Origin of the sequence: Prosthecobacter sp. (genome assembly GCF_044378005.1) — a bacterium.
In the GTDB taxonomy this organism is placed as follows: Bacteria; Verrucomicrobiota; Verrucomicrobiia; order Verrucomicrobiales; family Verrucomicrobiaceae; genus Prosthecobacter.
The window spans coordinates 1-25,193 of sequence record NZ_JBILYB010000006.1 but is presented as its reverse complement, the minus strand read 5'-3'; the positions used below and the strand labels follow the sequence as shown (position 1 = coordinate 25,193).

Sequence of the window (25,193 nt, the reverse complement as noted above, 5' to 3'; positions counted from 1 at the left end):
CTCTGTTCCCCCATTGCTCGTCATGATGTTGCCCCGGCTCCGCTTTCTCCTGAATCTCTCCTTCTGCACGCTCGCGCTCCTCCTCTCGGCCTGCGCGGCAGACCATTCGGGCACACGCATGTCCGGAGACATGAGTGGCGGATACTACAGCAGCCCCGCCCTCCCCGTCGCCACGCCAGTGGCTTATGATGGCGGTACCTCCGTCGGTGCCGAGCCGATGCTCGCCGTCTCCAGCGGGCCACCCATCCATGCCGCCTCCTACATCATGATCGATGCCAATTCGGGCAAGCACCTCGCCGGACGTGCCACCGAGACTCCGCGTGCCGTGGCCAGCACCCAGAAGATTCTCACCGCCCTCGTTGTGCTGGATGCGGGGAATCTGGATAAAAAAGTCACCGTCCAGTCCTCCGATGTGCGCGTGGAGCCCACCGTGCTCGGCCTGCGTCCTGGCGACACCTACACCCGCCGCCATCTGCTTTACGCCTTCCTCATCAAAAGCTGCAACGACGTCGCCAACGTGCTCGCCCGGGATAATGCCGGCAGCATCAGCGCTTTCGGCGCAAAGATGACGGCCAAGGCCCGCTCGCTCGGCTGTACTAACAGCCGCTTTTACAATCCCCACGGCCTCACCGTCCCCGGCCAGCACTCCACCGCGCGCGACATGGCCCGCATCGCCATGGCCGCCTACCGGAATCCCATCATCCGCGATGCCGTGCGCCGGAAGTACTATACCTTCACCCGTCGGGATGGCCGCACCACCACGCTGAAAAACACCAACGAGCTCCTCGGCGTCATGCCCGAGTGCAACGGCATGAAAACCGGTTACACGAACGCCAGCGGCCGCTGCCTCATCTCCACCGCCACCAGCCGCGGCCGCAGCGTCATCCTCGTCCAGCTCGGCACCAAGACGAAATACATCTGGAATGACGGTAGCCTCATGATGCGCTGGGGCCTCCAGCGCGCCAGCGGCGGCGGCGTGGCCTTCAACTGGTGACCATCTCTTTAGATTCGCCGGCCGGGGGGGCTGACTTTCGCGACATTCCTGGCGGAGTGAAGTGGGTGCAGCGCGTCTGACGATTTCGCCACATAGCGAAGCGGGTGTTTGACATCCACGCATTTCTCTCGCTACACAGTTTCGCCCCACCTGTATGAACCTGCCCAACAAGCTCACCGTTTCCCGCCTGATCCTCACGGGCGCATTCGTGGTGTGTTTTTACATCCCTTGGTCCCAGGCCATGACGGCAGCACTGCTGATTTTCTCGGCGGCATCGTTCACGGACTACTTGGATGGGAAGATCGCCCGCTCGCGCAATCTCGTGACGAACTTCGGCAAGCTCTTCGATCCACTCGCGGACAAGGTGCTCATCGCCGCCGCCTTCATCCTGCTTGTGGAGCGCACGGAGATGAAGGCCTGGATCGCCATCGCCATCCTCGGGCGTGAGTTTTTCGTCACGGGCATCCGGCTCATCGCGGTGCAAAAAGGCGTCGTGCTCGCAGCTGAGCGTCTCGGGAAGCACAAAATGGCCTGGCAGATCATCACGGTGCTCTACTTCCTGCTCAGTTCCGCCTCGGCAGAGGTGATGTTTGGCTTCCTGCGCCCCTGGCTGGAGCCATCACCCGCCCACTGGTGGGTGGGCGCGGCGATTGTCGGCATCACGACGGTGCTCACCGTTGTCTCCGGCTTTAGCTATTTCTGGAAAAACCGGCATCTCTTTGATGATGCCTGAGATTTGGGATTGAGTCGTGTTTGGAAAATGTGCAGCATGGAGGGCGTAATCATCACCACCATGTCCGCTGAATCCCAACTCACCGCCCTTGGCATCACTCTCCCTCCTGCACCGCCGAAAGGTGGCATCTACAAGCCCGTCGTCATCGTCGGCAATGTGGCCTACGTCTCCGGTCATGGTCCCTACCTCGCCGATGGCGGGATGATCCGGGGTCGTGTGGGCGATGACCTCGACCTCGCCCAGGGCAATGCCGCTGCGCGTCAAACCGGGCTCGCTTTGCTGGCGACGCTGCGGAAGGAACTCGGCAGCCTCGACCGCGTGAAGCGCGTGGTGAAGCTGCTCGGCATGGTGAACAGCACGCCCGAGTTCGCCGATCACCCGAAGGTCATCAACGGATGCAGCGAACTCTTTGCGCAGATTTGGGGTGAAGACGCTGGCATCGGTGCCCGCAGTGCTGTGGGCATGGGATCACTGCCAGGAAACATCGCCGTGGAGATCGAGGGGATCTTTGAGGTGGATGTTTGAGGCTCACCTCCCCTTTTCCAAGCAGAGGCGCACACCATCAGCACACATCGTGGTGCTGTTGGACATCTCTAGTCGCTGCCAGTCGGCTTCGTTCACACCAAGAGAAACGGCGAGCGCGTGTTCGCGCGCTGTGTAGCGGCGGCGGTTCTCGGCTTCATCGCATCCGGCGTCATGATCGGCACGCACGGCCTCGTACACCTCCGTGATGCGCTGGCGGTAGCGGGCGAGATGCGCGGCGACGTCACTGACCTCCCCGAAGTGGGTGAGGTAAAGCTTTTCAAAATGCGCCGCTGCAATGCGGTCCACCGAGGCGACGTACGCCGCTGGCTCGAACTGCGGCGGCGCGGCGGTGACGGAAAGGTAGTCGCTCCCCGGCAGCCGCATCCCGGCCACATCTCCCGTGAAGCAGACGGAACCGACCACGAAGGCATGGTGATGGCGCGCATGACCGGGAGTGTCCCAGGCGATGATTTCGGCCTCTCCCACGCGCACGCTTTCGCCATCCTGGAGCGGCGTCACACGCTCGGCAGGCGCGGGCAACATCGCACCCCAGAGTGAATCCATGCGCTCCTGATAAATCATCTGCGCGCTGGCGATGAGCCGCGAGGGATCGACGAGATGCCGCGCTGCGCTCGGGTGGCAATACACCTGCGCTCCCTGCTGCGCCCACCAACCTGCTGCGCCCGCGTGATCGAGGTGAATGTGGGTCACGAAGACATGGCGGATCTGCTTTTCATCAAGTCCAAGTCCGCGAATGCCTGCCCGCAGCGTCTCCAGCGTGGAGCCCGGACCTGTCTCGATGAGCGCCAGCTCGCCAGCGGATTCGATGATGTAGGCGGCGATGAGGCCGGGCGTGTTTTGAAAATGAAGGTCGAGGGTGTGGACTTGCACGAGTCTAATAAACAATGGCTTCGTACTCGATTTTTAGCCGCCCGTCTTCGAGTTCGGGGATGAGCTCCGCCGGGATCGGCGGGATGTCGGCATCGAGGATGGCGCGGAGCGTGATCTCTCTCATGCGCGGATCAGCATCGCGGGCGTCGGAGAGGATTTTCAGATCCTGAGGCGTGCCTCGCTGATCCACATAGAAGCGGAAACGCACGCGACCATAGGTCACGGAATCACGCGCGAGGCGGACGTAGAGGTGCCACTTTTTTTCCACAGCGCCGGTGACCTGACGCATGTAAATTCCGCGTGGCGTGGCCACAGCATCCACGGCGTCTTCGCCCTCGCGGCTGATCGCGCCATCGTTCTTCCCCATGCGGGTGAAGGGGCTGAAGGCATCCTTCTCGGGCTTCCCAGCCGTGGCTTTGACATCGTCAGTGACGGGGATGGCTTTGGGAACTGGTGGCGACTCATCCGATGGCGCGCGCACCTGCGGTTTCGGCGGAGGAGCCACTTCCGGCTTCATGGCCTCGGGCTTTCTGACCTCCAAGAGCAACCGGTTGGTGTCCAGACGGGCGGATTCTTTGTCCATTTCCTCCATCATCTTGGTCAGTGGTGTGGTGTCCGCAGGCGTGGCCTTGGCCACCTGCTTCGGAGCGGGTGGGGGAGGCGTGACGGGCTGCGGTTTGAGGATGCTTGGCGGCGAATTCGGCGCGGGCGGGCGCATGTCCAGCGGAGTAGCGTTCGCTGGCGCAGCAGCCACGGCGTCGTTTTTGATCAGCCCATCGCGGAAGTCGCGATTTGCCAGCTCCATCTTCGTTGGCGCATCGCCATTCGTCGTGGGCATCATCAGCGTGGCATCAGCCTTCGGCGGCAGTTTGCTGGCGGCGATGGTGTTGCGGTCGGATTCAAAAGCCGCCCCCGCTGGCTTCACCGTTGCGGCCTGATTCTGCGTGGTGCGGATGTAGGCCTTGGGTTTCGGCTGGAGCGGTGGTGGGATGACCATCTCGGGGAAGATCATCGTCACCTCCTTCTGCTCCTCCACCGGTGCAGGCGCCTCTGGCGGCTCCAGCAGGCGACGCCCGGCCTCGCTGTTCAGGAACCAGGTGAGGAAAAGCAGCACCAGCGCATGGATCACAAAGGATCCTGCGAGTCCGGTCTGGAAATACCTGTCCTGGGTCGTCGTCAAAGCGCGCGGAAAGTGCCCGAGGCGCGCCGAGAAGCAACGTCGTAGTCACCCGATGGCAAAACACCCTCTCGGGAAGCTCTACTTCGCCGTGTGCTCCTGGATCAGCAGTCCCGCGACGTCATCCAGAGCCTTGGCAGCCCGATCCGAGCCGGAGTTTGTGCAGGCGATGACCGCGAAGTCCCTCTCCGGTGCCAGCCAGGCGACGCTGTGATTCATCGTATTGCTGCCATTATGATTGAGGACGTGACCGCCCCAAGCCCTCTCCACAGCGAGCCAGCCAAAAGCATACGGTTCACCACTTTGGGTGGCCGTGTGCAGATGCTCATAGCTGGCCGTGGTTTTCAGAAGCTTGCCTTTGCCAGCACGCCCCGCGAGGTGCTCGGCGATGAATTTGGCCCAATCACTGAGCGGCATGTGAACGGTACCCGCCGGTCCAAGCACGGCGGCATTGTCCATGTCGGGACCATTCTTCTCATTGGGCTTCCCATCGCGATTGTGCGGCCAGGGTTGGTCGATCTTGCCCGGCGTGCCAGTGCCACCGAATCCAGCATGAGTGATCCCCAGCGGCTCGAAGACGCGCTTTTTCATAAGCGTCTCCCAGAGTGCATCCCACACCTGCTCCAGCATGTGCCCGGCCAGAGCGTAGCCCCAGTTCGAGTAGAGGTGTTCTTTGCCCGGCTCCGGCAGGTCCGGTGTCCGCGCGGCGAGTTGTAGCGCCGTCTCTCGCTGATGGCGGAGATCGCCACCCGCGAACTTGATCATCCCCCACAGGGCATTCGCAGGCAGACCCGACCAGTGGCTGAGGAGCTGGGTGAGGGTGGCTTTGGCGAGCGGAGATTTTTTCAGATCCTTCTGCTTCGGGAAAATCTCTCCCAGCGTGCTGTCCCACTTCAGTTTCCCCGCCTCAACGGCGATGGCGGCAAGCGTGGAGGTCATGGCTTTCGTGTTCGAGCCGAGATGCCAGAGGTCATCTGGCATGACCGCGATCTCAGTCCCAGCCTTGCGCACGCCACAAACGGCGGAACTTCGCAGCCCCGCACTCGTGACGATGGCTCCGCCAAGTCCGGGTAGCTCATGTTTGACTCGAATGGCCTCCAGCTTCGCCAACCACGGCGAGATCGTCTTTTCCTCCGCGCTCAGTCGGACAAAGGGCAAGGCCGAAGCTGCTGTGGCGAGGATTTGACGGCGTGTCAGAAAGGTCATGCGCAGATGACACAACAATGACCGGGTGCGTGGCAAGACCTAAATGACATGGACAAACAACCCAAGGCAGATCTTGCCAGAATCAATACTAGAATGGAATGATGCCGACCGGCGTCTGAACCCGCCTCTCCATGAAGAAACCCTCCGCCTCCGCCCCGCATCGTCCGCCACCCCGTGTCTCGCGCTGGAGCCAATGGCGGCGTTGGGCTGTGTTTGGCATTATGGGTATCAGCTTGCTCGGCACAGTGGCGCTTGCGGTGGTGATCGGCATCTACTCGCAGCTCGCAAAGAAGTACGACCTCGCCGCACTCGGTCAGATGCCTGAACGAACGATGGTGCTCGATTCCGCAGGCGAGTTGCTCGGGCGCATGCATGGGGAAAATCGCATCGTCGTGCCTCTCAGCCAGGTCTCGCCAGATTTCGTGAAGGCGTTGCTCGCTCGCGAAGACTCGCGCTTTTACAGCCACAGCGGCATCGACTACGTCGGCGTGGCGCGCGCCTTTGTCAGGAACATGAAGGAACGCCGGGTCGTGCAGGGTGCGAGCACGCTGACCATGCAGCTCGCCCGGAATAGCTATCCCGACCTCAACGACCGCTCTTTCCATCGCAAGATGCTGGAGATGATGCTCGCCCGGCGCATCGAGCGCGTGTGGACAAAGGACCAGATCATCGAGCACTACGTGAACCGCATCTTTTTCGGCACCGGCGTCTATGGCATCCAGCGCGCCAGTCAGGTCTATTTTGGCAAGCACGCCAGCCAGCTCTCGCTGAGCGAAGGTGCCATGATCGTCGGCATCATCCGCAGCCCGGTGCGCTTCTCTCCATTCCGTAATTTCGACGGTGCCATCAAGGAGCGGAACGATGTCCTCCAGCGCATGCTGCTTCTGAAAATGATCACGCCCGAGGAAGAGCTCGCCGCTCGCTACGCCGACATCGCCATGCGTGCGCAGCCGCTCTTCCAAAGCCAGGGCGACTGGGCGCTTGATTCCGTCAGACGTGATCTGGACCGCCTGCTCGAACAGCATGAGATCGAGGATGGCGGCCTGCTCGTGCACACCACCCTGAGCAAGGAACTACAAGTCGCCGCCGAAGCTTCCGTGGAGAAGCGACTCGCTGCTGTGGAAAAATTGCCGGGATACAGACACCCCTCCAAAACCAGCTTCGATGCCACCTGGGACCCCAGCACCGAACTCACCTCCACTCCCTATCTGCAGGGCGCGCTCACGGTGCTCGACAACGAAACCGGCGGCATCCTCGCACTCGTTGGCGGGCGTGACTATCGCCAGAGCAAATTCAACCGCGCCACACTCGGCCAGCGCCAGATCGGCTCCACGGTGAAACCCTTCGTTTATGCGTCCGCTCTCGCCAGCGGCTTTCTACCCGGCACTTTGATTGAGGATGCCCCGCTCCGTCCCGGCGAGATTGAGGGTGCCGATCCTGCCTGGAATCCGCAGAACTCAGATAACAAATTTCTCGGCCAGCAGACACTCACCGCCGGTCTCGTGCAGAGCCGCAACACCATGACCATCCGCCTCGGCAACTACGCCGGGCTCGACCGCGTGCTGCGTGTGCTTGGCGATGCTGGCATCTGCGAGCATGTGGTCAAAAATCCCCAGCTCTTCATCGGCAATCTCGCCGGCAACCCCCGTGAACTCGCCAGCGCCTTCACCATCTTTCCCAACGATGGCAAGCGCCGCCGCCCCTTCCTCATCCACAAAATCACCGACAAAGCGGGCAACGTGCTTTTCGATGCCAGCATCATCGAGGTCGATGTCGTCTCCCCCGGAGTCGCGCACATCATGCGCCGCATCCTCGGTCAGGTCATGGACAAAGGCACCGCCGCCAGCGTCCGCTCTCAGCATGGCTTCAAAGAACCCGGCGGTGGCAAAACGGGCACGACGAATGACTACAAAGACGCCTGGTTCGCGGGCTATACCGACCGCATCACCTGCGCCGTGTGGGTGGGTTTGGACAAACCGGAAACCATCATCGACGAAGGCTACGGCAGCCGTATGTCCATCCCCATCTGGGCGGACGTGGCGAAGAAGGCGGTCGAGCTTGGCTACATCCCCGCCGGTCCTCGTGCCGAACCACCTCTGACAAAAGTAGCCCTCTGCCGTACCAGCAGCCAGCTTGCCACGCCCGGCTGTCAGTCAGTCGGAGCGGCCTATGAAGACGAGCTGCCTTACGAACTCGTCCCCCAGGGATTCTGCGAGGCTCACAACGGCATGATCGCCCAACCAAGTTCTGCTCCGCGTGCATCCGGTCCTCGTGGCCTAGGTTTGTTTGACCGGATTCGCGGCTGGTTCAGATGAGGAATCTCCCTGCCATGAAACGTCTCTCTTTTATTCTTACCCTCTTTGCCCCTCTGCTGGCGCTCGCTGGGAAACTTGAGATCCCTGAGCGCGTCGGCACCACCGAGCACTTCCGCCAGTTGCTGCTCGCCACGAAATGGTCGTGGCGGAATGTTCAGGCAGGAGTGCCTGACCGTGAGTGTGTCTTCATGGACGATGGAACCTTTCGTCACCCGAACTTCACCGCAAAGTTCAAGGTCAAAGACCTGCACGTCGTGGAACTCATCCGTAAAGGCGGCAAGGCAGTGCTGACCTTTGATGAGAGCTACACGCGCTTCGAAGCCATCGACTTCAACAAGAAGCGGATCACCGGCAGCAGGCTCTGACAGCTCGGCAAACACGGCCCATCACTGCGCAAGATCGGGCGGGCGGCGTGGAGCTTTGGCGACGTTGATAGTGGCCTCATGATCAATCTCACCCGTCTTTACTGCGATATCGCCCAGCCCATGGATCACCTGCGTTATGGTCGCGGCCATGGTGCGCCGACTACGGCTGCCGAGCGTCGGCCCATCGTGGTCTGGAATATCACCCGCCGCTGCAATCTGAAGTGCCTGCATTGCTACCAGGACTCCGACTCGAAGCATTACCCCGGCGAACTCGACTGGAATCAATGCGTCGGCGTCGTGGATGACCTCGCTCAGTTCAAAGTGCCTGCGCTTCTGCTCTCCGGCGGTGAGCCGATGATCCATCCGAAGTTCTTCGAACTCGCCGAATACGCCACCAGCAAAGGTCTCCGCCTCACGCTTTCCACCAACGGCACGCTTATCGACGCCGACAAAGCCCAGCGCCTCAAAGACATCGGCTTTTCCTACGTCGGTATCTCGCTCGATGGCATGGGCGCGACTCATGACCACTTCCGTGGCAAAACAGGTGCTTTTGACAAAGCCGTGGCCGCCTTCCGCCACTGCAAAGCCGTCGGTCAAAAAGTCGGGCTCCGCCTCACGCTGTCGCAGCACAACATCGACGACATCGACAACATCCTCGACTTCATCGAGCGCGAAGACATCGAACGCGTCTGCTTCTACCACCTCGTCTATAGCGGACGTGGGGCCGACCTCATCGAAGTCGCTCATGAAGACACCCGCAAGGCGCTCGACAAGATCCTGGACCGCACCGCGAAGTGGGCTGCCAGCGGCAAACCGCGCGAAGTTTTGACCGTCGATCAACCTGTCGATGGCCCCTATCTCTACATGCGCCTGCTACGTGAGAATCCCGAGCGTGCCGCGAAGGCCATGGAACTGCTCACCTGGAATGGCGGCGGCGCGAACAGTTCCGGTACCGGCATCAGCAACATCGATACCCAAGGCAATGTGCATCCCGACCAGTTCTGGCACAGCCTCAACCTCGGCAACGTGAAGGATCGCCCCTTCAGCGAGATCTGGACGAACCGCGACCACCCTGAACTCACCGCCTTGCGCAATCGTACGCAGCATCTCACCGGCCGCTGTGCGAGCTGCCGCTGGCTGAATGTCTGCGGTGGTGGCTTCCGTGTGCGTGCGCTGCAAATGACCGGCGATTTCTGGGCTCCTGACCCGTCCTGCTATCTGAACGAAGAGGAAACTCTCGCGCAGGCGGCTTGATCAGCGCTTCTTGCCGCCGCCACGTTTTGGCTTCGGGTAGGTGACGCTCTTTGGCTTTGGCAAAACACCGCCGTCATCGGCATTCAACCCAGCTTGCTTCTTTAGCTCGCGGATCTGGTCGCGGATAAGGGCGGCGCGCTCGAACTCGAGCTTGGTGGCGGCTTCGGCCATTTCGCCTTCGAGTTCGCGGATGACTTCAGTTACGGCGAAGTCGCCTCCGCCACCTTCGCGCAGGACGCTTTCTTCGAGTTCGCGGGCTTTACCAAGCGTGTGCAGCGACTCCTGCACGCCGCGTTTGATCGTTTGCGGGGTAATGCCGTGCTTCGTGTTGTGATCGAGCTGCACCTGCCGGCGATAGTTGCTGATGCTGAGCAGGGCTTTGATGCTCTTTGTTTCGATGTCGGCAAAGAGCACGACCTCGCCCGCAACGTGTCGTGCAGCACGTCCAGAAGTCTGGATGAGTGAGGTCTCGCTGCGGAGGAAGCCTTCTTTGTCGGCATCCAGAATGCAGACGAGACTGACTTCGGGAAGGTCGAGACCTTCGCGCAGCAGATTGATGCCGACCAGCACATCGCAGTCGCCTTTGCGCAGGCTGCGGAGGATCTCGACTCGCTCGATGGCGTCGATGTCGCTGTGGAGGTAGCGCACCTTCATGTCGAGATTGCGCAGGTAGTCGGTGAGATCTTCGGCGGTGCGCTTGGTGAGTGTGGTGACGAGCACACGCTCACCTTTCTCGATGCGCTGACGGCAAAGCTCGATGGTTTCATCGATCTGGCCTTTGAGCGGCTTGATGGTGATGATGGGATCAAGCAGGCCGGTGGGGCGGATGATTTGCTCGACGACGAGCGGCTTGCCCTTCGTGGTGACATCGAACTTTTCAACAGGCTGTGAGCTGCCACTGACTCGCACAGCGATGCCTGGCAGCGCAGCGGGCACGCCTTCTTCTTCACCGATGCGCTCGCGCTGATGCGGGATGTAGGTGGCATTGCCGACGACGCTGTTTTCGATCTCAAAGCGGGCCGGTGTGGCGCTGACATAGACGAGCTGGCCCACCGCATCCATGAACTCGGGGAACTTCATCGGGCGGTTGTCGAGCGCACTCGGCAGGCGAAATCCGTGATCGACGAGCACGGTCTTGCGCGACTTGTCGCCCTCATACATGCCGCCGATCTGCGGGATGGTGGCGTGGCTTTCATCGACGAGGCAGAGGAAGTCATCAGGGAAGAAATCCAACAACGTGCCCGGCGTGGCTCCAGGCTCGCGACCCGTGAGATGGCGGCTGTAGTTTTCGATGCCCTGGCAGAAGCCCATCTCCTGCATCATCTCGATGTCGTGCTCAGTGCGCATCCGCAGGCGCTGGGCTTCGAGCAGTTTGCCTTCCTTTTCAAACCAGGCCACGCGCTCAGTCATCTCATCGCGGATTTTGACGATGGCTTTTTTCAGCTTGTCGCCCGGCGTGACGAACTGCTTCGCGGGGAAGATGGTGTAGCTTGGCATCTTCAGCGTGACGGTGCCCGTGAGCACATCTACGGCGCTGATGCGGTCGATCTCATCGCCGAAGAACTCGATGCGGATGGCTTCGCTGTCGAGGTAGGCGGGCACGACTTCCACGACGTCGCCGCGAGCACGGAAGGTGCCGCGTTTGAGCTGCACATCATTGCGCTCGTAAAGCATGTCCACGAGGCGCGTGAGCAGTGTCTCGCGTGAGATTTGCTGGCCGACATGCACGGGCAACATCATGCCCTCATAGTCCTCCGGCGAACCGAGGCCGTAGATGCACGAGACGCTGGCGATGACGATGACATCCTTCCGCGTGATGAGCGCTCCCATGCTGGAGAGGCGCAGGCGCTCGATCTCGTCATTCACGTTTGAGTCCTTCTCGATGTAGGTGTCCGTGCGCGCGATGTAGGCCTCGGGCTGGTAGTAGTCGAAGTAGCTCACGAAGTACTCGACGGCGTTGTTCGGGAAGAAGTTTTTGAATTCCGAGTAGAGCTGCGCTGCGAGCGTCTTATTATGGGAAAACACCAGCGCCGGCTTGCCGATCTGCGCGATGATGTTCGCCATCGTGAACGTCTTCCCCGAGCCCGTGACACCGAGCAAGGTCTGGTGCCGATTCCCCGCGCGGATTGACTTCACCAGCTTCTCAATCGCCTGCCCCTGATCTCCGCAGGGCGCGTATTCTTGATTGAGCTGGAAAGGGGACATGGGCGGGGTCAATGGCTACGCCGTCAAAGGCGGTCAAGGTGAGTCAAGATCACCTGATCAGGCTGTTTTCTCTGCTTCACAACTCCAGCATACCTCGAAGCTGCTCGGATTGCTCTCGCCACACTTCTCGCACGTCCACTCAGCGATTTCAGGACCGGCTTCAGGATAGTGATGCGGCTTCAGAAGCTCGATGGCTTCATCATAGCGGCTGTCATCAACGATACAGAGCGTGGGCTGGAAGATGGGCGAGATGACATTCAGCGTCTGCGCTCCAGCATCGTTTTGGATGAAGCAGACGATCCCCGCCTCATCGAGCACCGACTTGTAGAAGCCGATGCGGGAGGAATCCATGCTGGTATAGAGTTCTTTCATGAGGGTTCAGACTTCGAACTCATCCGCCGGATCAAAGGGCGGCATCGGGATGTTGATGATCTTGAGTTTGCCGACGGCACGATGCACACAGCCGGGGCGGATCATCACGGAGGTCATCGGCTTGAGCGGGATTCGCTCGCTATCGGCTTCGAGATAGCCTTCGCCCTCCAGCACGATGTAGATCTCCGTCATCTTCTGATGGTAGTGCGCCTTGCTGTCCGCATGGATGTCCGTGAGATGCACCGTAGCCAGCGTGTTCCAGGGCTCCTTGAAAGCACGACGAGCTTGTCCGCAGGGACAAGGTGTCGGTGGGATTTCATCAAGCTGAGCGACGGCGAAGCGGGGGAAGGACATAAATGACGAATGAGTAAAACCGATGTGTTCCGCGAAGCTTTAGCGAAGAAGAAATAACGAAGTCAATCACTGGCGCGGTTGCTCGTGGACATAGGTGGCTGCGTCACGCGCGGCGTGGAGGACGTAAAGGATGCGAACGCCCGCATCATTCAGCAGTGGGCGGTAGTAGATGAGGTAGTTCGGGTAGGCTGTGACCGTGAACATGCGGATGCCACGAAGGATTCGGCGGACAAAGTGCTGGGTAGTGCCAAGCATGGGCTGGCTGGCGAGGAGATCAAAAGTCTCTGTGATCGCCTCCGTCACCTGATCTGCTGCCGCAGGGTTGTCTCTGGCGATGTAGGCTGCGATGTCCTCCAAATCGACGGATTCAACATCAGGATGGAGTTCGTACCCACGGTTATACATGTGTGGTCGTCTGCTTGATTCTAGCAAGTGCTCTGGCCATGACCCGCTCTTTCAGAGCCTTGGAGTCAGTGATCCGAATGAACGGCCCTTGATCCCGTTCCAGCAGCATGTCTTCGAGCTGCTTCTGAGCGGGGTCCGTGTAGGCGGGTTCTTCCTCCTCCTGGATTTGGCTGCGAGTGACGACGTAGGAGACGAGATAGCTCTCCGGCGTCGTGTTTTCGTTCTCTGCCTGGCGGGTCAGCCAGGGCATGGCTGCTTCGGGGAGATCAATAGTAAGCTGCGGCATGGCATGAGATTATCATGCCACCTCAAACTCGGCACGGCCTTTTTACAGCGCCGCCAGCGCCTCCGCCGCCACTTCTGCAGCGCGGGCCATGTCGGCTTCGTCGTGGGCGAGGCTGATGAAGCCGGTCTCGAACTGGCTGGGGGCGAAGTACACGCCGTTGTCGAGGCAGTGGTGGAAGAACTTGCGGAAGGCGGCGAGGTCGGAGGTCTTGGCGTCTTGCAGGTTGTGGACTTCCTTCTCGGTGAAAAAGAGGCAGAACATGCTGCCTTTGCGATACCAGCGGTAGCCGAGGCCTTTCTTCTTCAGCACGTCGAGCACGGCGTCTTCCATGATCTTGCCGATGGCTTCGAGATGCTTGTAGCCTTGCTGTTTGTCCATTTCATGAAGTTGCGCGAGTCCGGCCGCGAGGGCGACGGGATTGCCGCTGAGCGTGCCGGCCTGATACACAGGGCCGAGCGGCGCGAGGAAATCCATGATGTCAGCACGACCACCGAAGGCTCCGACGGGCAGACCACCGCCAATGACTTTACCGAGGCAGGTGAGATCTGGCGTGATGCCCTCCAGCTCCTGCACGCCGCCTTTGGCGAGGCGGAAGCCAGTCATGACTTCATCAAAAATGAGGATGGTTCCGTGCTTCGCCGTGATGTCGCGCAGCTTTTGCAGGAAGCCGGGCTTTGGCAAAATGAGGCCTGCATTGGCCGGGTAGGGCTCGACGATGAGCGCGGCGATCTCGTGACCTTTCTTTTCAAACAGCTCCTCCAGCGCTGCTTCGTCGTTGAAGGGAAGCACGGTGGTCAACTCGGCAAAGGCACGGGGCACGCCGGCGCTGTCGGGATTGCCATGGGTCAGAGCACCACTGCCCGCGGCGACGAGGAGGCTGTCGCTATGACCGTGGTAACAGCCATCGAACTTCACGAGTCGATCTCTGCCGGTGAAACCACGTGCGAGGCGGATGGCGGACATGGTGGCCTCCGTGCCGCTGCTGACCATGCGCACTTTTTGGATGGATGGCACCCACTCGCAGATCATGCGGGCCATCTCGACTTCATACGGATTCGGGATGCCGAAGCTGACGCCTTCCTTCGCGGCATTGTGGATGGCTTCGATCACTGGACGTGGCGCATGACCGAGGATGGCCGGCCCCCAGGTGCCGACGAAGTCGATCATCTCGCGGCCATCAACATCCCAGATGCGGCTGCCTTTGGCGCGGCGGACGAAGAAGGGATCTCCACCGACATTGCGGAACGCGCGCACGGGCGAGTTCACACCGCCGGGGATGTATTGCTTGGCGAGATCGAAGAGCTTGGTTGAGATGGGTCCGTTGGGCATTGCGAAACGGATACGCGGGAGGTCGTCAGCGTCGAACAAAAGCTTGCTGTGCCGCTGCCACAATCTCTTCCACCGGAGCCAGTCGTCCCACGCCTTCGTAACCACAGGCGAGCAAACCTTCGGCGGGCTCGATGAAGCTGACGCCCCAGGCTTTGAGGGTCTCGACATTTCGCAAAGTGGCGGGGTGCTGCCACATTTTGCCATTCATGGCCGGGGCGATGAGGATCGGCGCACGCGTGGCAAGGGCGATGGCCGTGAGCGCATCATTGGCGAAGCCATGGGCCATGGCAGCGAGGATATTCGCGGTGGCTGGGGCGATGAGCAGGAGGTCGGCGTCATCGGCGAGCTGGATGTGGCCGGGCTGCCAGCCTTCTTTTTCGGCAAAGAGATCGGTGATGACCGGGCGACGCGAAAGGGTGCCGAGGGTGAGCGGCGTGACGAATTCCACGGCTTCCTTCGTGAGCACGCAGGTCACCACATGCCCGGCTTTAGTGAGCTGGCTGGCGATGTCCGCCGCTTTATATGCTGCGATGGAGCCAGTGATGCCGAGAACGATGTTTGCCATAGGCGGACAGAAAGCCGGAAGCTGAAAACTGAAAGCTGAAATTGCATTTCTGGCGGCTCAGAGCGACCCGAGGTCATGTCTTTCCTGAAACGATTCGAAGTCTGGGTGCTGTTGATCCTCGGTGGTGGCGCTGCCGTCTGGGTGCTCATGGACAAACCTGTGGTCGAGGGCGATCCGCAGCCGATCGAGTCCACGAGCACCGACCCTGCACTGGTGATCCACCGCTGCACGCTGGAGCGTGACTTTGGCAATGCGCGGCTGGACATCGAACTGCGCTACCGCAATGCGAGCCCGCGCCCGCTGATCCTGCAACCGCCGGATGTGAAGCTCACGACTGGCGATGGCAAAGAGGTGCCGCTGTACATCCTGCCGGTGGAGAAACCGCCACAGATCGCTGCTCAAACCTCGCAGAGTGTGCGGCTCCGCTACTGGCTGGAGGCTTCACATTTGAATTCGTCGCTCACGCTGGATGTGCGCGGCGCGAAGGCAGAGGTGAAATCTGACGCACCTCTGGATTTGACGAAGTTGGAGAGCAAGAAGTCGAAGCTGTGGCAAGGCAGCATCCGCTGATCATTTCACCATGGGTAATGACTGGATGAACAGGCTGTAAAACTCGTTCTCCTCGGCTTCCATGCCATCGCTTTCGAGGATGGCATTGAGGACATCACAGGCCTCCTTTTGCGCACCCTTCGTCGTGAAGACGGCGGCGCGTTTGTTGAGGTAGTCAAAGACGGTTTCATCACTCTCGGAAGCTTCGCGGGCACGGGCGAAGGATTCCTCGATGAAGAGGTCTTTGGGGTAGTCGGACTTCCAGCCCTTTTTTACAAAGGTCTGCTTCAGCAAATCTTCCTCGGCGAGGGAGACATGGGCATCGGCATAGATGGAAAGGGAGAGGAGGTCGAAGAGGGCTTCGCGTTGCGGCTGAGTCATGCTGGAGTGAGTTTCATCTGACGGCGGGCCGTTTGTCGATGCTGAAAACGTGCCGTTTTTTATCCTGAGTGGTCGATTCTTAGCCTCCCTGAAGTTCGCGGCGGACATCCGTGATGCCATCCCGGAGGGAATAAAGCTCCGCCTGCCAGCCATCCAAAAGGGAGTGATGGGCGGCATATTCGGGGAGTTCGTGCAGGGAGTTCAGCGCAGCGAGCGCCTCGTTGGCCCAGTTCAGGCAGCGCTTGGTGATGGCGAGGACGTGGCCTGTGTCGATGTCGATTCTGGTGGTCACTCGGCGGCGCATGATGCCGAGTGCCCCGGCGAGTTTGCCGGAGATCTGCATCACGTTGGAAAGGAAGACATCCAGCGGGTGGCCGGGCTCCTCATCTCGCGGATCATCCAGTCCGGCACTGCGCATTTCTTCAAAAACACGCATCATGAACTTCCTGGACTGCTTCTGAAGCGGATGACGGTCGATTTCACCGAAGATGTCATCGTCTTCATCATCCTCGTCAGCAACTTCGTCGTCCGAGTCCTCCACGTCTTCATCGTCCTCGATGAGATCTTCGTCGTCGTCCTCGACTTCGCCATTCTCGACAGCCTGGCAGGCCTCGTTCATTGCCTCGATCCATTCTCGACGGCGCTTTTTCTCGGGTGAATCATCGTCGGAGGGCAGCACGCCTTCCTGCTCATCGGCCATGTCTTCGATGATGTGATCCCAGCCCATGACAAAGGCGATCTTTCTCTCGGATTCATCGTCTTCGATGTACTTGTCATGCGCCTCCATGCTGGCGTCGTTGAGACGGTCGGAGGCCTTCAGTTGCTCCTCCCATTTCTCCTCTGTGAAGTCTTCCTGGCGCAGTTCGTCATCGTATTCGCCGTCTTCAGGCTGGGGAGGACGCTGAATGATGCCGGCGAGGTATTCACGCATGGCGTGCATGTTGGCCAGTTTTTGCGCGGCCTCATCATCCTCATCCATCTGCCAGGAGTGCTCGATGACCTCGATCTCGAAGTCGGCGCTCTCGACCACGCAGCGACCGTGCTCAACGGTGAACCATTCGAGGTAGAGGCTGTTCCTCATCTCGGTGGGCATCGAGTCGATGTTTCCCTCCCGATACGCCTGTCGCCACTCTTCCTCAGGCACAGTGAAGACCTTCACTTTTCGTGAAGCGGTGATGTCTCCCACCCAGCCTGCCTGAACGCCCGCGGTGGTTGGAATTTTGAACTGTCGCTTTGGGGTCGGATTGGAAAAGCGCAGCCGACTGCCCGCGATGTCCTGCCAGGCATCGCCGGCTAAATCGAACAGCAGGGGTTCTTTGCGCCCGAGGATCTCCAGACGCACCTGCACACGGCCCTGCTCGGTGTTGTCGAGTTCACCGCGCACGATCGCCTGATCAAATTTCCATGCCATGACGAAGGGTAGCCATGTGGTGGCAGCAGGGACAAGAAAAAGTCGAGCATTAGCACGGCGAATGCGTAGATTTTTCCGATGTCCGCACAGCTCGAACTCTTTCAAGACAGCCCTTCCACGCGAACGGAGTTGGCGGCGTTTTTGAAGACGCAGTTTTTGGGAGAAGACGCCTGCGATGAGCCGCAGTGGCTGCGGCGTTTCGCCTACTGGTGGGATGAAAACCCCTTTGCTCAGGCGCATCCATGCCGTGGCTGGTGCCTGCGGGATGGGGATCATATGGTCGGCTATCTCGGCACGATCCCGACGCTTTATGAAGACGCCACGGGCAAGCCCATCCCGGCCTTGATCGCCACCTCCTGGGCGGTGACGGAGGGCCACCGGCACGCCGCGCTGCCGATGGGAATGATGCTCCAGCGTCAGGGGCGTGACCTCCTGCTGGTGGACACGACACCGAGCCCGGAGGTGCAAGCGCTGCTCACACGCTGGGGCTGGACTCCCCGGATGCAGGTGCGCCGCAGTCTCGTCGTGCGTGGCATCCCGGCCGCTCTGTTCGCCGGCGTGATGAATGCAGATCTCACAAAGCTGGGACCTGAGCGGGAGGTGACCACGGACGTTCGGCGGGTGCGCCACATCTCCCCCGGCCTTGCCAAAGGCTTCGTTCAGAAGCACATCACGCCCGAGTACCTCCGCTGGTATGCGGCGTCGCCGATGCGGCAGCACCATTTTGTCGGTATCGTAGATCAGGAGGGTGGCCTGAGTTCTTATGTGATGCTCATCGCCAAGCCCATCCGCGGCGTGCCCACCTGGAAGGTGATGGACTGGTTCACCACGCTGGAGACGAATCATGAGCTACGGTTACTCATCGGCTGGCTCATTCGCCATTCTCCTGCTGATCACGGGAACTGGTGGCCCTTCATCAGCCTCGCGGCTTTCCTTCCGGATGATCCCTGGCAGGGCGTGCCGCAGTTTTACCAGCGGGAGGAAAGGATCAGCCATTTCTGCTGGCTGCCTCCGGCTCTGAAAGACCAGCCTCTGCGCCAGGTGATGGCCGAGGGCGACTGGGGGCTTTGAATCTCAGCTCACCAGGGCGAGCACGTTTGCCGGTGTGGCAAAGGCATCGACGGTGATTTTTTCATCCGGGATCGTGACCCCAAACTCCTGCTCCAGCGCCATCAGCAGCTCGATGGATTGCAGCGAATCCAGCCCCAGTTTGCCGAGATCTGCATCCATGGGCAACCCGGCGTCTGCGGGGAGGAGGCGGAGAAAGGGACGCAGCAGGGCGATGAGACGGTCTTCAGAGGAAAGCATGACGGGGGGACGAAAAAATCAGGCAGACAGCCGCTCGTGTCCATGGCGCAATCGCCAGACTTCGACTTCTTGGCCGCTTTCATGGGCGATCTCGACCGGCGGCGGATGGCTGAGGAAGGCGAGCAGGCTGGCTGTGAGACCGTAGGCGCCGACGTTTGGGATGCCGATGAGGTCGCCGGGCTCGACGGGCGGAATCTTCAAGCCGCGCGCCAGACAGTCCAGCGGCGTGCATAAAGGCCCGACGAGATCTGCCGTGATCATTGGCTCCGCCGACACCTCACGGCTGAGGTTTTGCATAGTCACCGCCCCGCGCGGCACGCGCCCGAGTCCGGCCATGCCGCCGAGATGATGAATGCCGGTATCGAGAATGATGAAGGTCTTCGTCGGCAGGGATTTCACTTCCAGCACACGGGCCACGAGCCAGCCGCTGCTAGCGCTGAGATAGCGGCCGGACTCGAACCAAAGTTCCGCGCCGGCCTTGGCGAAGTCCGTGCTCTGCCAGACGTCATCCAACCGCTGGCGCAGGCCATCGAGCACGGGCGGGGTGTGATCGTTCGCGTAAGGCCAGGGGAAGCCGCCACCCGCATTGATGATGCGGCAGTCGAAGCCCAAGGCCGACTGCACTCGCCGGGCGGCGGCAAGAGCGCGCTGGGTATTCGTCGTGAGTGCATCCACGCCAGAAACCTGAGTGCCAAAGTACACATGCACGCCACAGACATCGAGATGGGGCTGGAGCACACGCTCACGCGCGGCAGGAGTCAGCAGCAGCGATTCCTCGAAGCCGAACTGGCTCTCCACGCCGCTCATGGCGAGACGAGCGTCCGGTGCCTCGGCGGGATTCACCCGCAGCAGCACCTGCGCGGTGATGCCACGCTGCTGGCAGAGATCTGAAAGCAGCGCCAGATCGCGGAAGGACTCGCTGGAGAAAAGCCGGATGCCGGCAGCCAGCGCGGTTTCGATTTCCAGGCGTGTCTTACCGGGTCCGCCGAAGAGCATTTGATCTCCCGTGAAGCCTGCGGCCTGCGCGGCGGCGAGTTCTCCTTCCGAGGTGATTTCAGCACGGCAACCCGCCTCCCGCACCCGTCGAGCGATGGCAGGCAAGGGGTTCGCTTTGAAGGAATAGCAGACCGAAGCGCCGTCTGGCAGTGCCGCAAAAAGCTCCGCAGCTCGAGAGCTAACTCCGGCCAGATCATAGGCGTAAAAGGGGGTGCCGTGATGCGTGGCGAGAGTCTGGGCGAGCGTGGCATTCATGCGGCGGAGGAAAGCAGCGCGCGGAGAGCTTTACGATCCACTTTTTGATTCGCCGTGCGTGGCAGATCGGGCAGGTGGATGAGTCGATCCGGCAGCTTGGCGCGCTCGAGATGCTGCGCGAGCGCGGTCAGGATCTCCGCATCTTCCAAAGGACCGCCGGTGGAGGCGATGAAGAGGCAGAGCTGGTTCTGCGCCTCGTCTTTGATGCAGCCAGCGGCAGTGACGCCATGCACGCGGCAGGCAGCCTCCTCGATCTCCACCGGGCTCATGCGGTGGCCCTTGTGCTTGATCATGAAATCACTGCGTGCCTGGAAGTGCAGGAAGCCTTCGGCATCCACCGCGCCGTAGTCTCCGGTCACGAGCAGACGCCTACCATCCAGCAATGTGCGGTAGCGTTTCGCCGTCTCCTCGGGTGCTCGCCAGTAGCCGAGGCCCACATGCGGTCCGCTGACGATGAACTCCCCGACTTCTCCCGGCAGCAGCCTTTCTCCGTCAGGCGACTCGGTCCAGACTTCCGTGCCATCCAGCGCACGACCGACGCTGTTTTCGTGCGCGTCGATCTCCTCCGGCAGCAGGATGGAGACACGCTTGCACTCCGTGAGGCCATACATCGGGAATACGCGCGCCTGGGGAAAGAGCTGCTGGAGCTGACGAATGTGCGGCAGCGGCAGGTGATCGCCCGTGTTGCTCAGCATCCGCAGATGGGGCAGTGCCACGGGCCGCCAGGACTGCATCTTGATGAGTCCAGCGAAGAGCGTCGGCACGCCGGGAAGCACCGTGATCTCATGCCGCGCGAGGATGCGCGGCAGCTCTGGCCCAGCCATCTCGGAGCGCCCGATGAAGAGCGCAGCTCCACTCATCAGCGCATAAAAAATCTGGTAGAAACCGTAGTCGAAGGATAGAGGCAGGAAGACGCCGATTCGGTCCGTCTCCCGATACTGAAGCCGCGCCAAAATCGCCCGCGTGACGAAATCCACATTCGCATGGCTCAGCATCACCCCGCGCGGCATCCCGGTGGAGCCGGAAGTGAAAACGAGGAAGGCCAGGGCATCTCCGCCCTCGGGTTTCGGTAGCTCGACGGCTTCCGTTTCACTCAAAGCGGCGAAGTCCTGATCGAGCGACACGACCTTGGCCGTGCCGCAGAAGGGGCGGAGATCGGCCCGCTTCTCCTCCAGCAAGATCAAAGACGGCTCGCATTGCCCGACGATGCGCTGAAAAGACTCCGCCTTGATCTGCGAGGTGAGCACGGAAAAGACCAGCCCGGCACGGGTCGCTGCGAGAGTCGTCAGCGGCAGCTCCACGCGGTTCTCGGACACGATCAGCACTCGATCTCCTGTCCGCGCTCCCAGCTTCATCATGCCTGCAGCCAACCGCTCCACCCGTGAGGCGGCTTCGGCGAAGGTCAGGCTTTGCCGATCATCAAACAGGAACGTCCGCTGCGGGAAACGCAGAGCGGCCTGGGAGAGCAGGTCTTGAAGATGAAAATCAGGCATCGGGGGGGATGAGCCGGAAATGAACGCTCAGCCCATTTCGGAGGCAAGGTGGAATACGTTCTTCCTTGTCGTGTCAGCCGCCACATCAATGCCTGCGCGGCCCGCGATTGGCTTCCTGCTTCACAAACAACGGCTCCAGGTGCTCGCGAATCCACGCGAAGGCGGGCTCCATTCCCTCACGCTGATAAATGACGCCGATATCCGCCTCGACCTTCGTCGGATTGCCGAAGCAGTTCAGGAACTGATTGCAGGTAAAGCGCGTCTTCATCTCCGCATCCATCGCACCATGATGCCGCAGCACCCACGAGCGAACATACAACTCCAGCACGGCATCGCCGATCCAGGCATCTTGGCGGAGTTTTTCGAGAGGATGAGGAGCGTCAGGCATTCGCCAGATTGCCCGAGGTCACTGCGGTGCCAAGCAGGAATTAGCGGCGTGTGGATGATGACACTTCATTTTCACCCGGAATAGACTTCGCTGATCTCGCTCCCACTCCACGAATCCTCTTTCGTCTGAAAGGATGACGGCTGACGTAACGGTTGTGTCGTCGCCAAAACTCTGCATCCCCCTGCGACCATGAAATCCCTCTTTGCCACCCTCGCCGCCATGTCCCTCCTCGCCACCTCCGCCACTGCTGCTGATCCCGCCCCCTCGGGCAAAACGGAGTCCGCCATCATCGGTGGCGGCTGCTTCTGGTGCGTGGAGGCCCAGTACAAAATGCTCAAAGGCGTGAACAAGGTCGTCAGCGGCTACGCCGGCGGCCATGTGGACAATCCGACCTACCAGCAGGTCTGCGAAAAGACCACCGGCCATGCCGAAGTCATCAAGATCGACTACGACCCCTCCATCATCACCTTCAAGGACATCATCGACCTCTTCTGGCTCGCCCATGATCCCACCACCCTGAACCGCCAGGGCAACGACGAAGGCCCTCAGTATCGCTCCACCATCATGTACACCAGCGAGGAGCAGAAGAAGATCGCCGAAGCCTCCATGGCCGAAGCTCAAAAAGATAGCCCCGAGAAGATCGTCACCGAGATCGTGCCGCTGAAAAAATTCTACCCCGCCGAGGACTACCACCAGGACTACTTCGCCAACAACCCGTATGCCGGTTACTGCCGCGTCGTCGTCAGCCCGAAGGTGATCAAGTTCCGCAAAAAGCTAGAAGAGAAGGCCAAGCTGAAAGTTGAGGCAAAGTAAGATAGCCGCTGCATCGAAGCGAGGGCCAAACATTCAAAAGGGTCAAGGGAGTCGCCCCCCTTGACCCTTTTTGCTTCGACAGAATTACAACGAGATCACTTCCCCCACTGCCAGGCTTCATTGAAGAAACCGGCATCGGCGATGCCGCCAGCGGCGCGGGGCGTCTTCGGCTGGGTGAGATCGATCACGGCCCAGTCGGGCAGTTTGGCGATCTGGCGGGCGTTGTTGAGGTAGTCGTATTCGCGATAGGTAAAGCTACTGTTGATGACGATGTAGCGCTTCGGGTTCAGCGGGTTCGGATAGACGAGCACGGGCGCGTGGGTGGCGGTGTCGTAGGTTTTACCGTTGGCGATGAGCTTGCCGTTCGTCCACTGGATGGGCAGTTTAGCGATGACTTTGGCGAGCACGGCGTTGCTCTGCGGATCGCCCCAGAGGATGAGATTGTTGGCGGCGATGTCGGCATCGGTGATGGCTTTGTCATCCTTCGCAGGAGCATCGCCACGGAACTGGCGACGCCACTCGAAGCTGGCGCGATCCATCTCGGCTTTGGTCCAGGCGCCGACTTTGTCGTTCATGGCGATGCCGGTGGGTTTCACGAAGAGGAAGCTGTCCATGAAAGCGTCGTCGATGGGGCCGGAGAGACCGTGCTGCTTCACGATCTTGCCCTCTTCATGGGCGGTGAGCGTCTGCTGCCACTTGCTACCGCTACGGCGCAGATGCACGACCCAGGAGCGATCCGTCTTTGGGCGCACGACTTCCAGCGCGGTGCCATCAATCTTCACGGTGGGCTTTTCGCGGACGCTGAGCGGGCAGTGGCCGGCGGGGAAGTCGAGGGTGATGGCGGCGACGTTCTGCGTTTTGATCGTGACTTCGGCATCGCCGGTGATTTCGGCATGGACGCGGGTGCGCTCCCAGTGCTTCTCCAGCTCGTCCACCGTGATCCAGTGCATGGAGTTGTAGCGAAGGAACCAGGTGGTGAAGTGGATCTCACGCGGTGTGCGGTCACGACCGACGGCAGCGATGGCGGCGAGGCGCTTTTCAACTTCGATGAGGGCGTTGGGCTCGATTTTATGCGCGGTCTGCGGGCCGATGATGTGGGTCAGCTCGATGTTTTCCTCGCGGAGGTAGCGCTCCATGATGTCGGCGGCCTGCTTCTGCTTATCGATCTCGCCGCTGTAGGCCACGGTGGGGACGTGGAAGAGGTTCAAGGCGCTGTCGGTGGCGTTGTACCAATGCCAGAGCGTCTTTTCATAGGCGGGGATTTTGGAGACGTCCTCGCTCTGGAAGACATTGAGGAACTCAGGGGTCTCGGCAAAACCTGCGCCGGGGTTCGCAGCGCACCATTTCTCCGCGTAGTTCACGGCGAACTGCCAGGCAGCGGCACCACCCATGCTGAAGCCGCGGACGATGGTGCGGTCTTCGTCGATGGCGTAGAACTTCTTGGCGTGATCGAGCGCCTCCAGCAGATCGACTTCACCGGCAAATTTGTTCGCGCAGCAGTAGCGGCCATAGGGGTGCAAAACGAGCGTGTTGGCCGGAGCGACATTGCCAACCTGCTTGCGGCGTTGGTCGATGAAACCCATCTCGCTCAGCGTCTCGCCACGGCCATGGCACCAGGCATCCAGACGCGATGGCGCACCGCTGTAGCTCTCTGGAATGACCATGCCGTAGGGCTGCACGGAGCCGTCGATCTTTGAGCGATAGCCACGGACGACGAGACCTTTCTGCGTCGTCCACGGATGCTGGCCGTTCTTGAGCTGCTCGGCGCGTTGTTTGCCTTCGGCGATGATTTCCTGGGCAGCTTTCAGCTCGGTGAGTTTGTGGACTTCGTTGTACTTCAGCGCCCAATCCACCGCCTTGTGGTAAATCTCCACATCGGGTAGCAGATCGGCGAGCTTCGGGTTCTTTGCCTGAGCCTTGGCGGCTGCGTCGATAGCAGCACGCAGCTCCGTCAGACCTTGCTGGAGAGCTTTGGCATCTGCCTCCGGCACGGCGACTCCGGGAGGCGGAATCGGGCGGACATTTTCAGCGAGGTTGTCCTTGGGACCATCGGCAAGGGCGATGATAGGAATTAGGGCGAGAGCGAGGCGTTTCATGGTTGGGAGAATGTGAACGGAGGCTTACGCTTTGCGGCGTGCTTTCTTCTTCGCTGGTTTGGCAGGCTTCGCCGGTTTCGCAGCTTTGAAGGGCGACTCCACGGCAATGAGCGGGCAGGTGTAGATCTCAAAAGGTCCGGCGGTGGCGCTGTCGAACTCGGCGGAGGCGTAAAGGCCGGCTTTGACGATGTCGGTCACGTCATCGTAGTGCTGATAAACGGTCTGCATGGCTCCGAGGGCGAAGTCGCGGCCAGAGCCTGCGGCCCAGAAGTTATGGAACTGCTGCGCGCTGCGATACGAGTAGAGCGCGAAGATGCCGTGGGGGTTAGCCATGAGGCCGTAGAACTGCGTCGTCTCGTATTCCTCGCCTTTGTCCGGCATGGTGGACATGAAGTACTCGGCCTTCATCCAGTGGTGGGCGTGGCGGAAGGTCTCGAAGATGGCGGCAGTGCTGGAGAAGTCGCGCGGGCGCTCGGGGTTGGCGAAGTAGCTGTTCATCACCACGAGGCTCGTCGAGGTGCCCGTGA

Annotated in this window: 27 protein-coding genes; 9 read left to right on the top strand and 18 right to left on the bottom strand. The window is 60.7% G+C overall.

Features of this window, described 5'->3' with window-relative positions; all coding sequences use genetic code 11:
- The first annotated feature begins 22 nt into the window (after positions 1–22).
- The 3 genes from AC6FTP_RS02295 to AC6FTP_RS02285 all read left to right on the top strand — a co-directional run bounded on the left by AC6FTP_RS02295 (position 23) and on the right by AC6FTP_RS02285 (position 2,252).
- Complete coding sequence (locus AC6FTP_RS02295) at positions 23–994, top strand: D-alanyl-D-alanine carboxypeptidase family protein (RefSeq protein ID WP_497205286.1); 972 nt, start codon at positions 23–25, stop codon at positions 992–994.
- A 154-nt stretch (positions 995–1,148) separates the two neighbouring features.
- Positions 1,149–1,727 (top strand): CDP-diacylglycerol--glycerol-3-phosphate 3-phosphatidyltransferase, encoded by a 579-nt coding sequence (gene pgsA, locus AC6FTP_RS02290; RefSeq protein ID WP_497205285.1) that lies wholly within the window; start codon positions 1,149–1,151, stop codon positions 1,725–1,727.
- 60 nt (positions 1,728–1,787) lie between these two features.
- Positions 1,788–2,252 (top strand): RidA family protein, encoded by a 465-nt coding sequence (locus AC6FTP_RS02285; protein WP_497205284.1) that lies wholly within the window; start codon positions 1,788–1,790, stop codon positions 2,250–2,252.
- A gap of 3 nt (positions 2,253–2,255) precedes the next feature.
- Here AC6FTP_RS02285 and AC6FTP_RS02280 read toward each other — a convergent pair whose 3' ends face one another.
- The 3 genes from AC6FTP_RS02280 to AC6FTP_RS02270 all read right to left on the bottom strand — a co-directional run bounded on the left by AC6FTP_RS02280 (position 2,256) and on the right by AC6FTP_RS02270 (position 5,526).
- The gene (locus AC6FTP_RS02280; protein WP_497205283.1) at positions 2,256–3,143 is read right to left on the bottom strand and encodes an MBL fold metallo-hydrolase; all 888 of its coding nucleotides are present in this window, start codon (positions 3,141–3,143) and stop codon (positions 2,256–2,258) included.
- Positions 3,144–3,147: 4 nt separating this feature from the next.
- Positions 3,148–4,323, bottom strand: a complete 1,176-nt coding sequence (locus tag AC6FTP_RS02275) for a hypothetical protein (protein ID WP_497205282.1) — start codon at positions 4,321–4,323, stop codon at positions 3,148–3,150.
- A gap of 78 nt (positions 4,324–4,401) precedes the next feature.
- Complete coding sequence (locus AC6FTP_RS02270) at positions 4,402–5,526, bottom strand: serine hydrolase domain-containing protein (RefSeq protein ID WP_497205281.1); 1,125 nt, start codon at positions 5,524–5,526, stop codon at positions 4,402–4,404.
- Positions 5,527–5,657: 131 nt separating this feature from the next.
- Between AC6FTP_RS02270 and AC6FTP_RS02265 the strand changes: the two genes are divergently transcribed.
- The 3 genes from AC6FTP_RS02265 (at position 5,658) to AC6FTP_RS02255 (ending at position 9,460) form a co-directional block, all read left to right on the top strand.
- Positions 5,658–7,841, top strand: a complete 2,184-nt coding sequence (locus AC6FTP_RS02265) for a transglycosylase domain-containing protein (protein ID WP_497205280.1) — start codon at positions 5,658–5,660, stop codon at positions 7,839–7,841.
- Positions 7,842–7,855: 14 nt separating this feature from the next.
- Positions 7,856–8,206: a hypothetical protein gene (locus AC6FTP_RS02260; RefSeq protein WP_497205279.1), complete on the top strand. Its 351-nt coding sequence runs from the start codon at positions 7,856–7,858 to the stop codon at positions 8,204–8,206.
- A gap of 78 nt (positions 8,207–8,284) precedes the next feature.
- Positions 8,285–9,460, top strand: a complete 1,176-nt coding sequence (locus AC6FTP_RS02255; protein WP_497205278.1) for a radical SAM protein — start codon at positions 8,285–8,287, stop codon at positions 9,458–9,460.
- Here AC6FTP_RS02255 and AC6FTP_RS02250 read toward each other — a convergent pair whose 3' ends face one another.
- The 7 genes from AC6FTP_RS02250 to AC6FTP_RS02220 form a co-directional block, all read right to left on the bottom strand.
- Positions 9,461–11,665 (bottom strand): excinuclease ABC subunit UvrB, encoded by a 2,205-nt coding sequence (locus AC6FTP_RS02250; protein WP_497205277.1) that lies wholly within the window; start codon positions 11,663–11,665, stop codon positions 9,461–9,463.
- Positions 11,666–11,722: 57 nt separating this feature from the next.
- Entirely contained in the window at positions 11,723–12,037 is a 315-nt protein-coding gene (locus AC6FTP_RS02245) for a putative signal transducing protein (RefSeq protein ID WP_497205276.1), read from the bottom strand.
- A gap of 6 nt (positions 12,038–12,043) precedes the next feature.
- Positions 12,044–12,391, bottom strand: a complete 348-nt coding sequence (locus AC6FTP_RS02240; RefSeq protein WP_497205275.1) for a cupin domain-containing protein — start codon at positions 12,389–12,391, stop codon at positions 12,044–12,046.
- A gap of 66 nt (positions 12,392–12,457) precedes the next feature.
- Positions 12,458–12,796, bottom strand: a complete 339-nt coding sequence (locus AC6FTP_RS02235) for a type II toxin-antitoxin system RelE/ParE family toxin (protein ID WP_497205274.1) — start codon at positions 12,794–12,796, stop codon at positions 12,458–12,460.
- Entirely contained in the window at positions 12,789–13,082 is a 294-nt protein-coding gene (locus AC6FTP_RS02230) for a hypothetical protein (protein WP_497205273.1), read from the bottom strand. The genes AC6FTP_RS02235 and AC6FTP_RS02230 overlap by 8 nt, the downstream gene beginning before the upstream one ends.
- 42 nt (positions 13,083–13,124) lie before the next feature.
- Complete coding sequence (hemL, locus tag AC6FTP_RS02225; protein ID WP_497205272.1) at positions 13,125–14,411, bottom strand: glutamate-1-semialdehyde 2,1-aminomutase; 1,287 nt, start codon at positions 14,409–14,411, stop codon at positions 13,125–13,127.
- Positions 14,412–14,436: 25 nt separating this feature from the next.
- Complete coding sequence (locus AC6FTP_RS02220) at positions 14,437–14,976, bottom strand: flavoprotein (protein WP_497205271.1); 540 nt, start codon at positions 14,974–14,976, stop codon at positions 14,437–14,439.
- Between the two features lie 75 nt (positions 14,977–15,051).
- On the opposite strand from AC6FTP_RS02220, the gene AC6FTP_RS02215 reads away from it, so the two are divergent.
- A complete protein-coding gene (locus AC6FTP_RS02215; RefSeq protein ID WP_497205270.1) occupies positions 15,052–15,546 on the top strand; it encodes a hypothetical protein in 495 nt (164 codons plus the stop codon).
- On the opposite strand, the gene AC6FTP_RS02210 is transcribed toward AC6FTP_RS02215, so the two are convergent.
- Positions 15,547–15,906, bottom strand: coding sequence for a hypothetical protein (locus tag AC6FTP_RS02210; protein ID WP_497205269.1), 360 nt, complete (start codon positions 15,904–15,906; stop codon positions 15,547–15,549).
- A gap of 79 nt (positions 15,907–15,985) precedes the next feature.
- Positions 15,986–17,317 carry a hypothetical protein gene (locus AC6FTP_RS02205; protein WP_497205268.1) on the bottom strand — a complete coding sequence of 444 codons (1,332 nt, stop codon included), beginning with the start codon at positions 17,315–17,317 and terminating at the stop codon, positions 15,986–15,988.
- A 78-nt stretch (positions 17,318–17,395) separates the two neighbouring features.
- On the opposite strand from AC6FTP_RS02205, the gene AC6FTP_RS02200 reads away from it, so the two are divergent.
- Positions 17,396–18,388: a hypothetical protein gene (locus AC6FTP_RS02200; RefSeq protein WP_497205267.1), complete on the top strand. Its 993-nt coding sequence runs from the start codon at positions 17,396–17,398 to the stop codon at positions 18,386–18,388.
- A gap of 3 nt (positions 18,389–18,391) precedes the next feature.
- Here AC6FTP_RS02200 and AC6FTP_RS02195 read toward each other — a convergent pair whose 3' ends face one another.
- The 4 genes from AC6FTP_RS02195 to AC6FTP_RS02180 all read right to left on the bottom strand — a co-directional run bounded on the left by AC6FTP_RS02195 (position 18,392) and on the right by AC6FTP_RS02180 (position 21,757).
- A complete protein-coding gene (locus AC6FTP_RS02195) occupies positions 18,392–18,625 on the bottom strand; it encodes a phosphopantetheine-binding protein (protein ID WP_497205266.1) in 234 nt (77 codons plus the stop codon).
- An 18-nt stretch (positions 18,626–18,643) separates the two neighbouring features.
- The gene (locus AC6FTP_RS02190; protein WP_497205265.1) at positions 18,644–19,876 is read right to left on the bottom strand and encodes a type III PLP-dependent enzyme domain-containing protein; all 1,233 of its coding nucleotides are present in this window, start codon (positions 19,874–19,876) and stop codon (positions 18,644–18,646) included.
- Entirely contained in the window at positions 19,873–21,369 is a 1,497-nt protein-coding gene (locus AC6FTP_RS02185; protein WP_497205264.1) for a class I adenylate-forming enzyme family protein, read from the bottom strand. Before AC6FTP_RS02185 ends, AC6FTP_RS02190 begins: the two co-directional genes overlap by 4 nt.
- 85 nt (positions 21,370–21,454) lie before the next feature.
- A complete protein-coding gene (locus AC6FTP_RS02180; protein ID WP_497205263.1) occupies positions 21,455–21,757 on the bottom strand; it encodes a ribonuclease III domain-containing protein in 303 nt (100 codons plus the stop codon).
- Positions 21,758–21,946: 189 nt separating this feature from the next.
- Here AC6FTP_RS02180 and msrA point away from each other — a divergent pair, with 189 nt between their 5' ends.
- The gene (gene msrA / locus AC6FTP_RS02175) at positions 21,947–22,570 is read left to right on the top strand and encodes a peptide-methionine (S)-S-oxide reductase MsrA (protein WP_497205262.1); all 624 of its coding nucleotides are present in this window, start codon (positions 21,947–21,949) and stop codon (positions 22,568–22,570) included.
- 95 nt (positions 22,571–22,665) lie between these two features.
- Here msrA and AC6FTP_RS02170 read toward each other — a convergent pair whose 3' ends face one another.
- A complete protein-coding gene (locus AC6FTP_RS02170; RefSeq protein ID WP_497205261.1) occupies positions 22,666–24,666 on the bottom strand; it encodes a hypothetical protein in 2,001 nt (666 codons plus the stop codon).
- A 24-nt stretch (positions 24,667–24,690) separates the two neighbouring features.
- Positions 24,691–25,193, bottom strand: a 503-nt coding sequence (locus AC6FTP_RS02165) for a hypothetical protein (protein ID WP_497205260.1), incomplete at its 5' end; no start/stop codon positions are given.

Bases quoted from the DNA above. Each gene is read 5' to 3' on its own strand.
- AC6FTP_RS02180 (WP_497205263.1), bottom strand. From the start codon at position 21,757: ATGCCTGACGCTCCTCATCCTCTCGAAAAACTCCGCCAAGATGCCTGG.
- AC6FTP_RS02190 (WP_497205265.1), bottom strand. From the start codon at position 19,876: ATGAATGCCACGCTCGCCCAGACTCTCGCCACGCATCACGGCACCCCC.
- AC6FTP_RS02230 (WP_497205273.1), bottom strand. From the start codon at position 13,082: ATGCCGCAGCTTACTATTGATCTCCCCGAAGCAGCCATGCCCTGGCTG.
- AC6FTP_RS02270 (WP_497205281.1), bottom strand. From the start codon at position 5,526: ATGACCTTTCTGACACGCCGTCAAATCCTCGCCACAGCAGCTTCGGCC.
- AC6FTP_RS02200 (WP_497205267.1), top strand. From the start codon at position 17,396: ATGTCCGCACAGCTCGAACTCTTTCAAGACAGCCCTTCCACGCGAACG.
- AC6FTP_RS02255 (WP_497205278.1), top strand. From the start codon at position 8,285: ATGATCAATCTCACCCGTCTTTACTGCGATATCGCCCAGCCCATGGAT.
- AC6FTP_RS02170 (WP_497205261.1), bottom strand. From the start codon at position 24,666: ATGAAACGCCTCGCTCTCGCCCTAATTCCTATCATCGCCCTTGCCGAT.
- AC6FTP_RS02250 (WP_497205277.1), bottom strand. From the start codon at position 11,665: ATGTCCCCTTTCCAGCTCAATCAAGAATACGCGCCCTGCGGAGATCAG.
- AC6FTP_RS02245 (WP_497205276.1), bottom strand. From the start codon at position 12,037: ATGAAAGAACTCTATACCAGCATGGATTCCTCCCGCATCGGCTTCTAC.
- AC6FTP_RS02185 (WP_497205264.1), bottom strand. From the start codon at position 21,369: ATGCCTGATTTTCATCTTCAAGACCTGCTCTCCCAGGCCGCTCTGCGT.
- AC6FTP_RS02220 (WP_497205271.1), bottom strand. From the start codon at position 14,976: ATGGCAAACATCGTTCTCGGCATCACTGGCTCCATCGCAGCATATAAA.
- AC6FTP_RS02195 (WP_497205266.1), bottom strand. From the start codon at position 18,625: ATGCTTTCCTCTGAAGACCGTCTCATCGCCCTGCTGCGTCCCTTTCTC.
- AC6FTP_RS02210 (WP_497205269.1), bottom strand. From the start codon at position 15,906: ATGACTCAGCCGCAACGCGAAGCCCTCTTCGACCTCCTCTCCCTTTCC.
- AC6FTP_RS02215 (WP_497205270.1), top strand. From the start codon at position 15,052: ATGTCTTTCCTGAAACGATTCGAAGTCTGGGTGCTGTTGATCCTCGGT.
- hemL (WP_497205272.1), bottom strand. From the start codon at position 14,411: ATGCCCAACGGACCCATCTCAACCAAGCTCTTCGATCTCGCCAAGCAA.
- AC6FTP_RS02265 (WP_497205280.1), top strand. From the start codon at position 5,658: ATGAAGAAACCCTCCGCCTCCGCCCCGCATCGTCCGCCACCCCGTGTC.
- AC6FTP_RS02295 (WP_497205286.1), top strand. From the start codon at position 23: ATGATGTTGCCCCGGCTCCGCTTTCTCCTGAATCTCTCCTTCTGCACG.
- AC6FTP_RS02240 (WP_497205275.1), bottom strand. From the start codon at position 12,391: ATGTCCTTCCCCCGCTTCGCCGTCGCTCAGCTTGATGAAATCCCACCG.
- AC6FTP_RS02235 (WP_497205274.1), bottom strand. From the start codon at position 12,796: ATGTATAACCGTGGGTACGAACTCCATCCTGATGTTGAATCCGTCGAT.
- AC6FTP_RS02285 (WP_497205284.1), top strand. From the start codon at position 1,788: ATGTCCGCTGAATCCCAACTCACCGCCCTTGGCATCACTCTCCCTCCT.
- pgsA (WP_497205285.1), top strand. From the start codon at position 1,149: ATGAACCTGCCCAACAAGCTCACCGTTTCCCGCCTGATCCTCACGGGC.
- AC6FTP_RS02260 (WP_497205279.1), top strand. From the start codon at position 7,856: ATGAAACGTCTCTCTTTTATTCTTACCCTCTTTGCCCCTCTGCTGGCG.
- AC6FTP_RS02205 (WP_497205268.1), bottom strand. From the start codon at position 17,317: ATGGCATGGAAATTTGATCAGGCGATCGTGCGCGGTGAACTCGACAAC.
- msrA (WP_497205262.1), top strand. From the start codon at position 21,947: ATGAAATCCCTCTTTGCCACCCTCGCCGCCATGTCCCTCCTCGCCACC.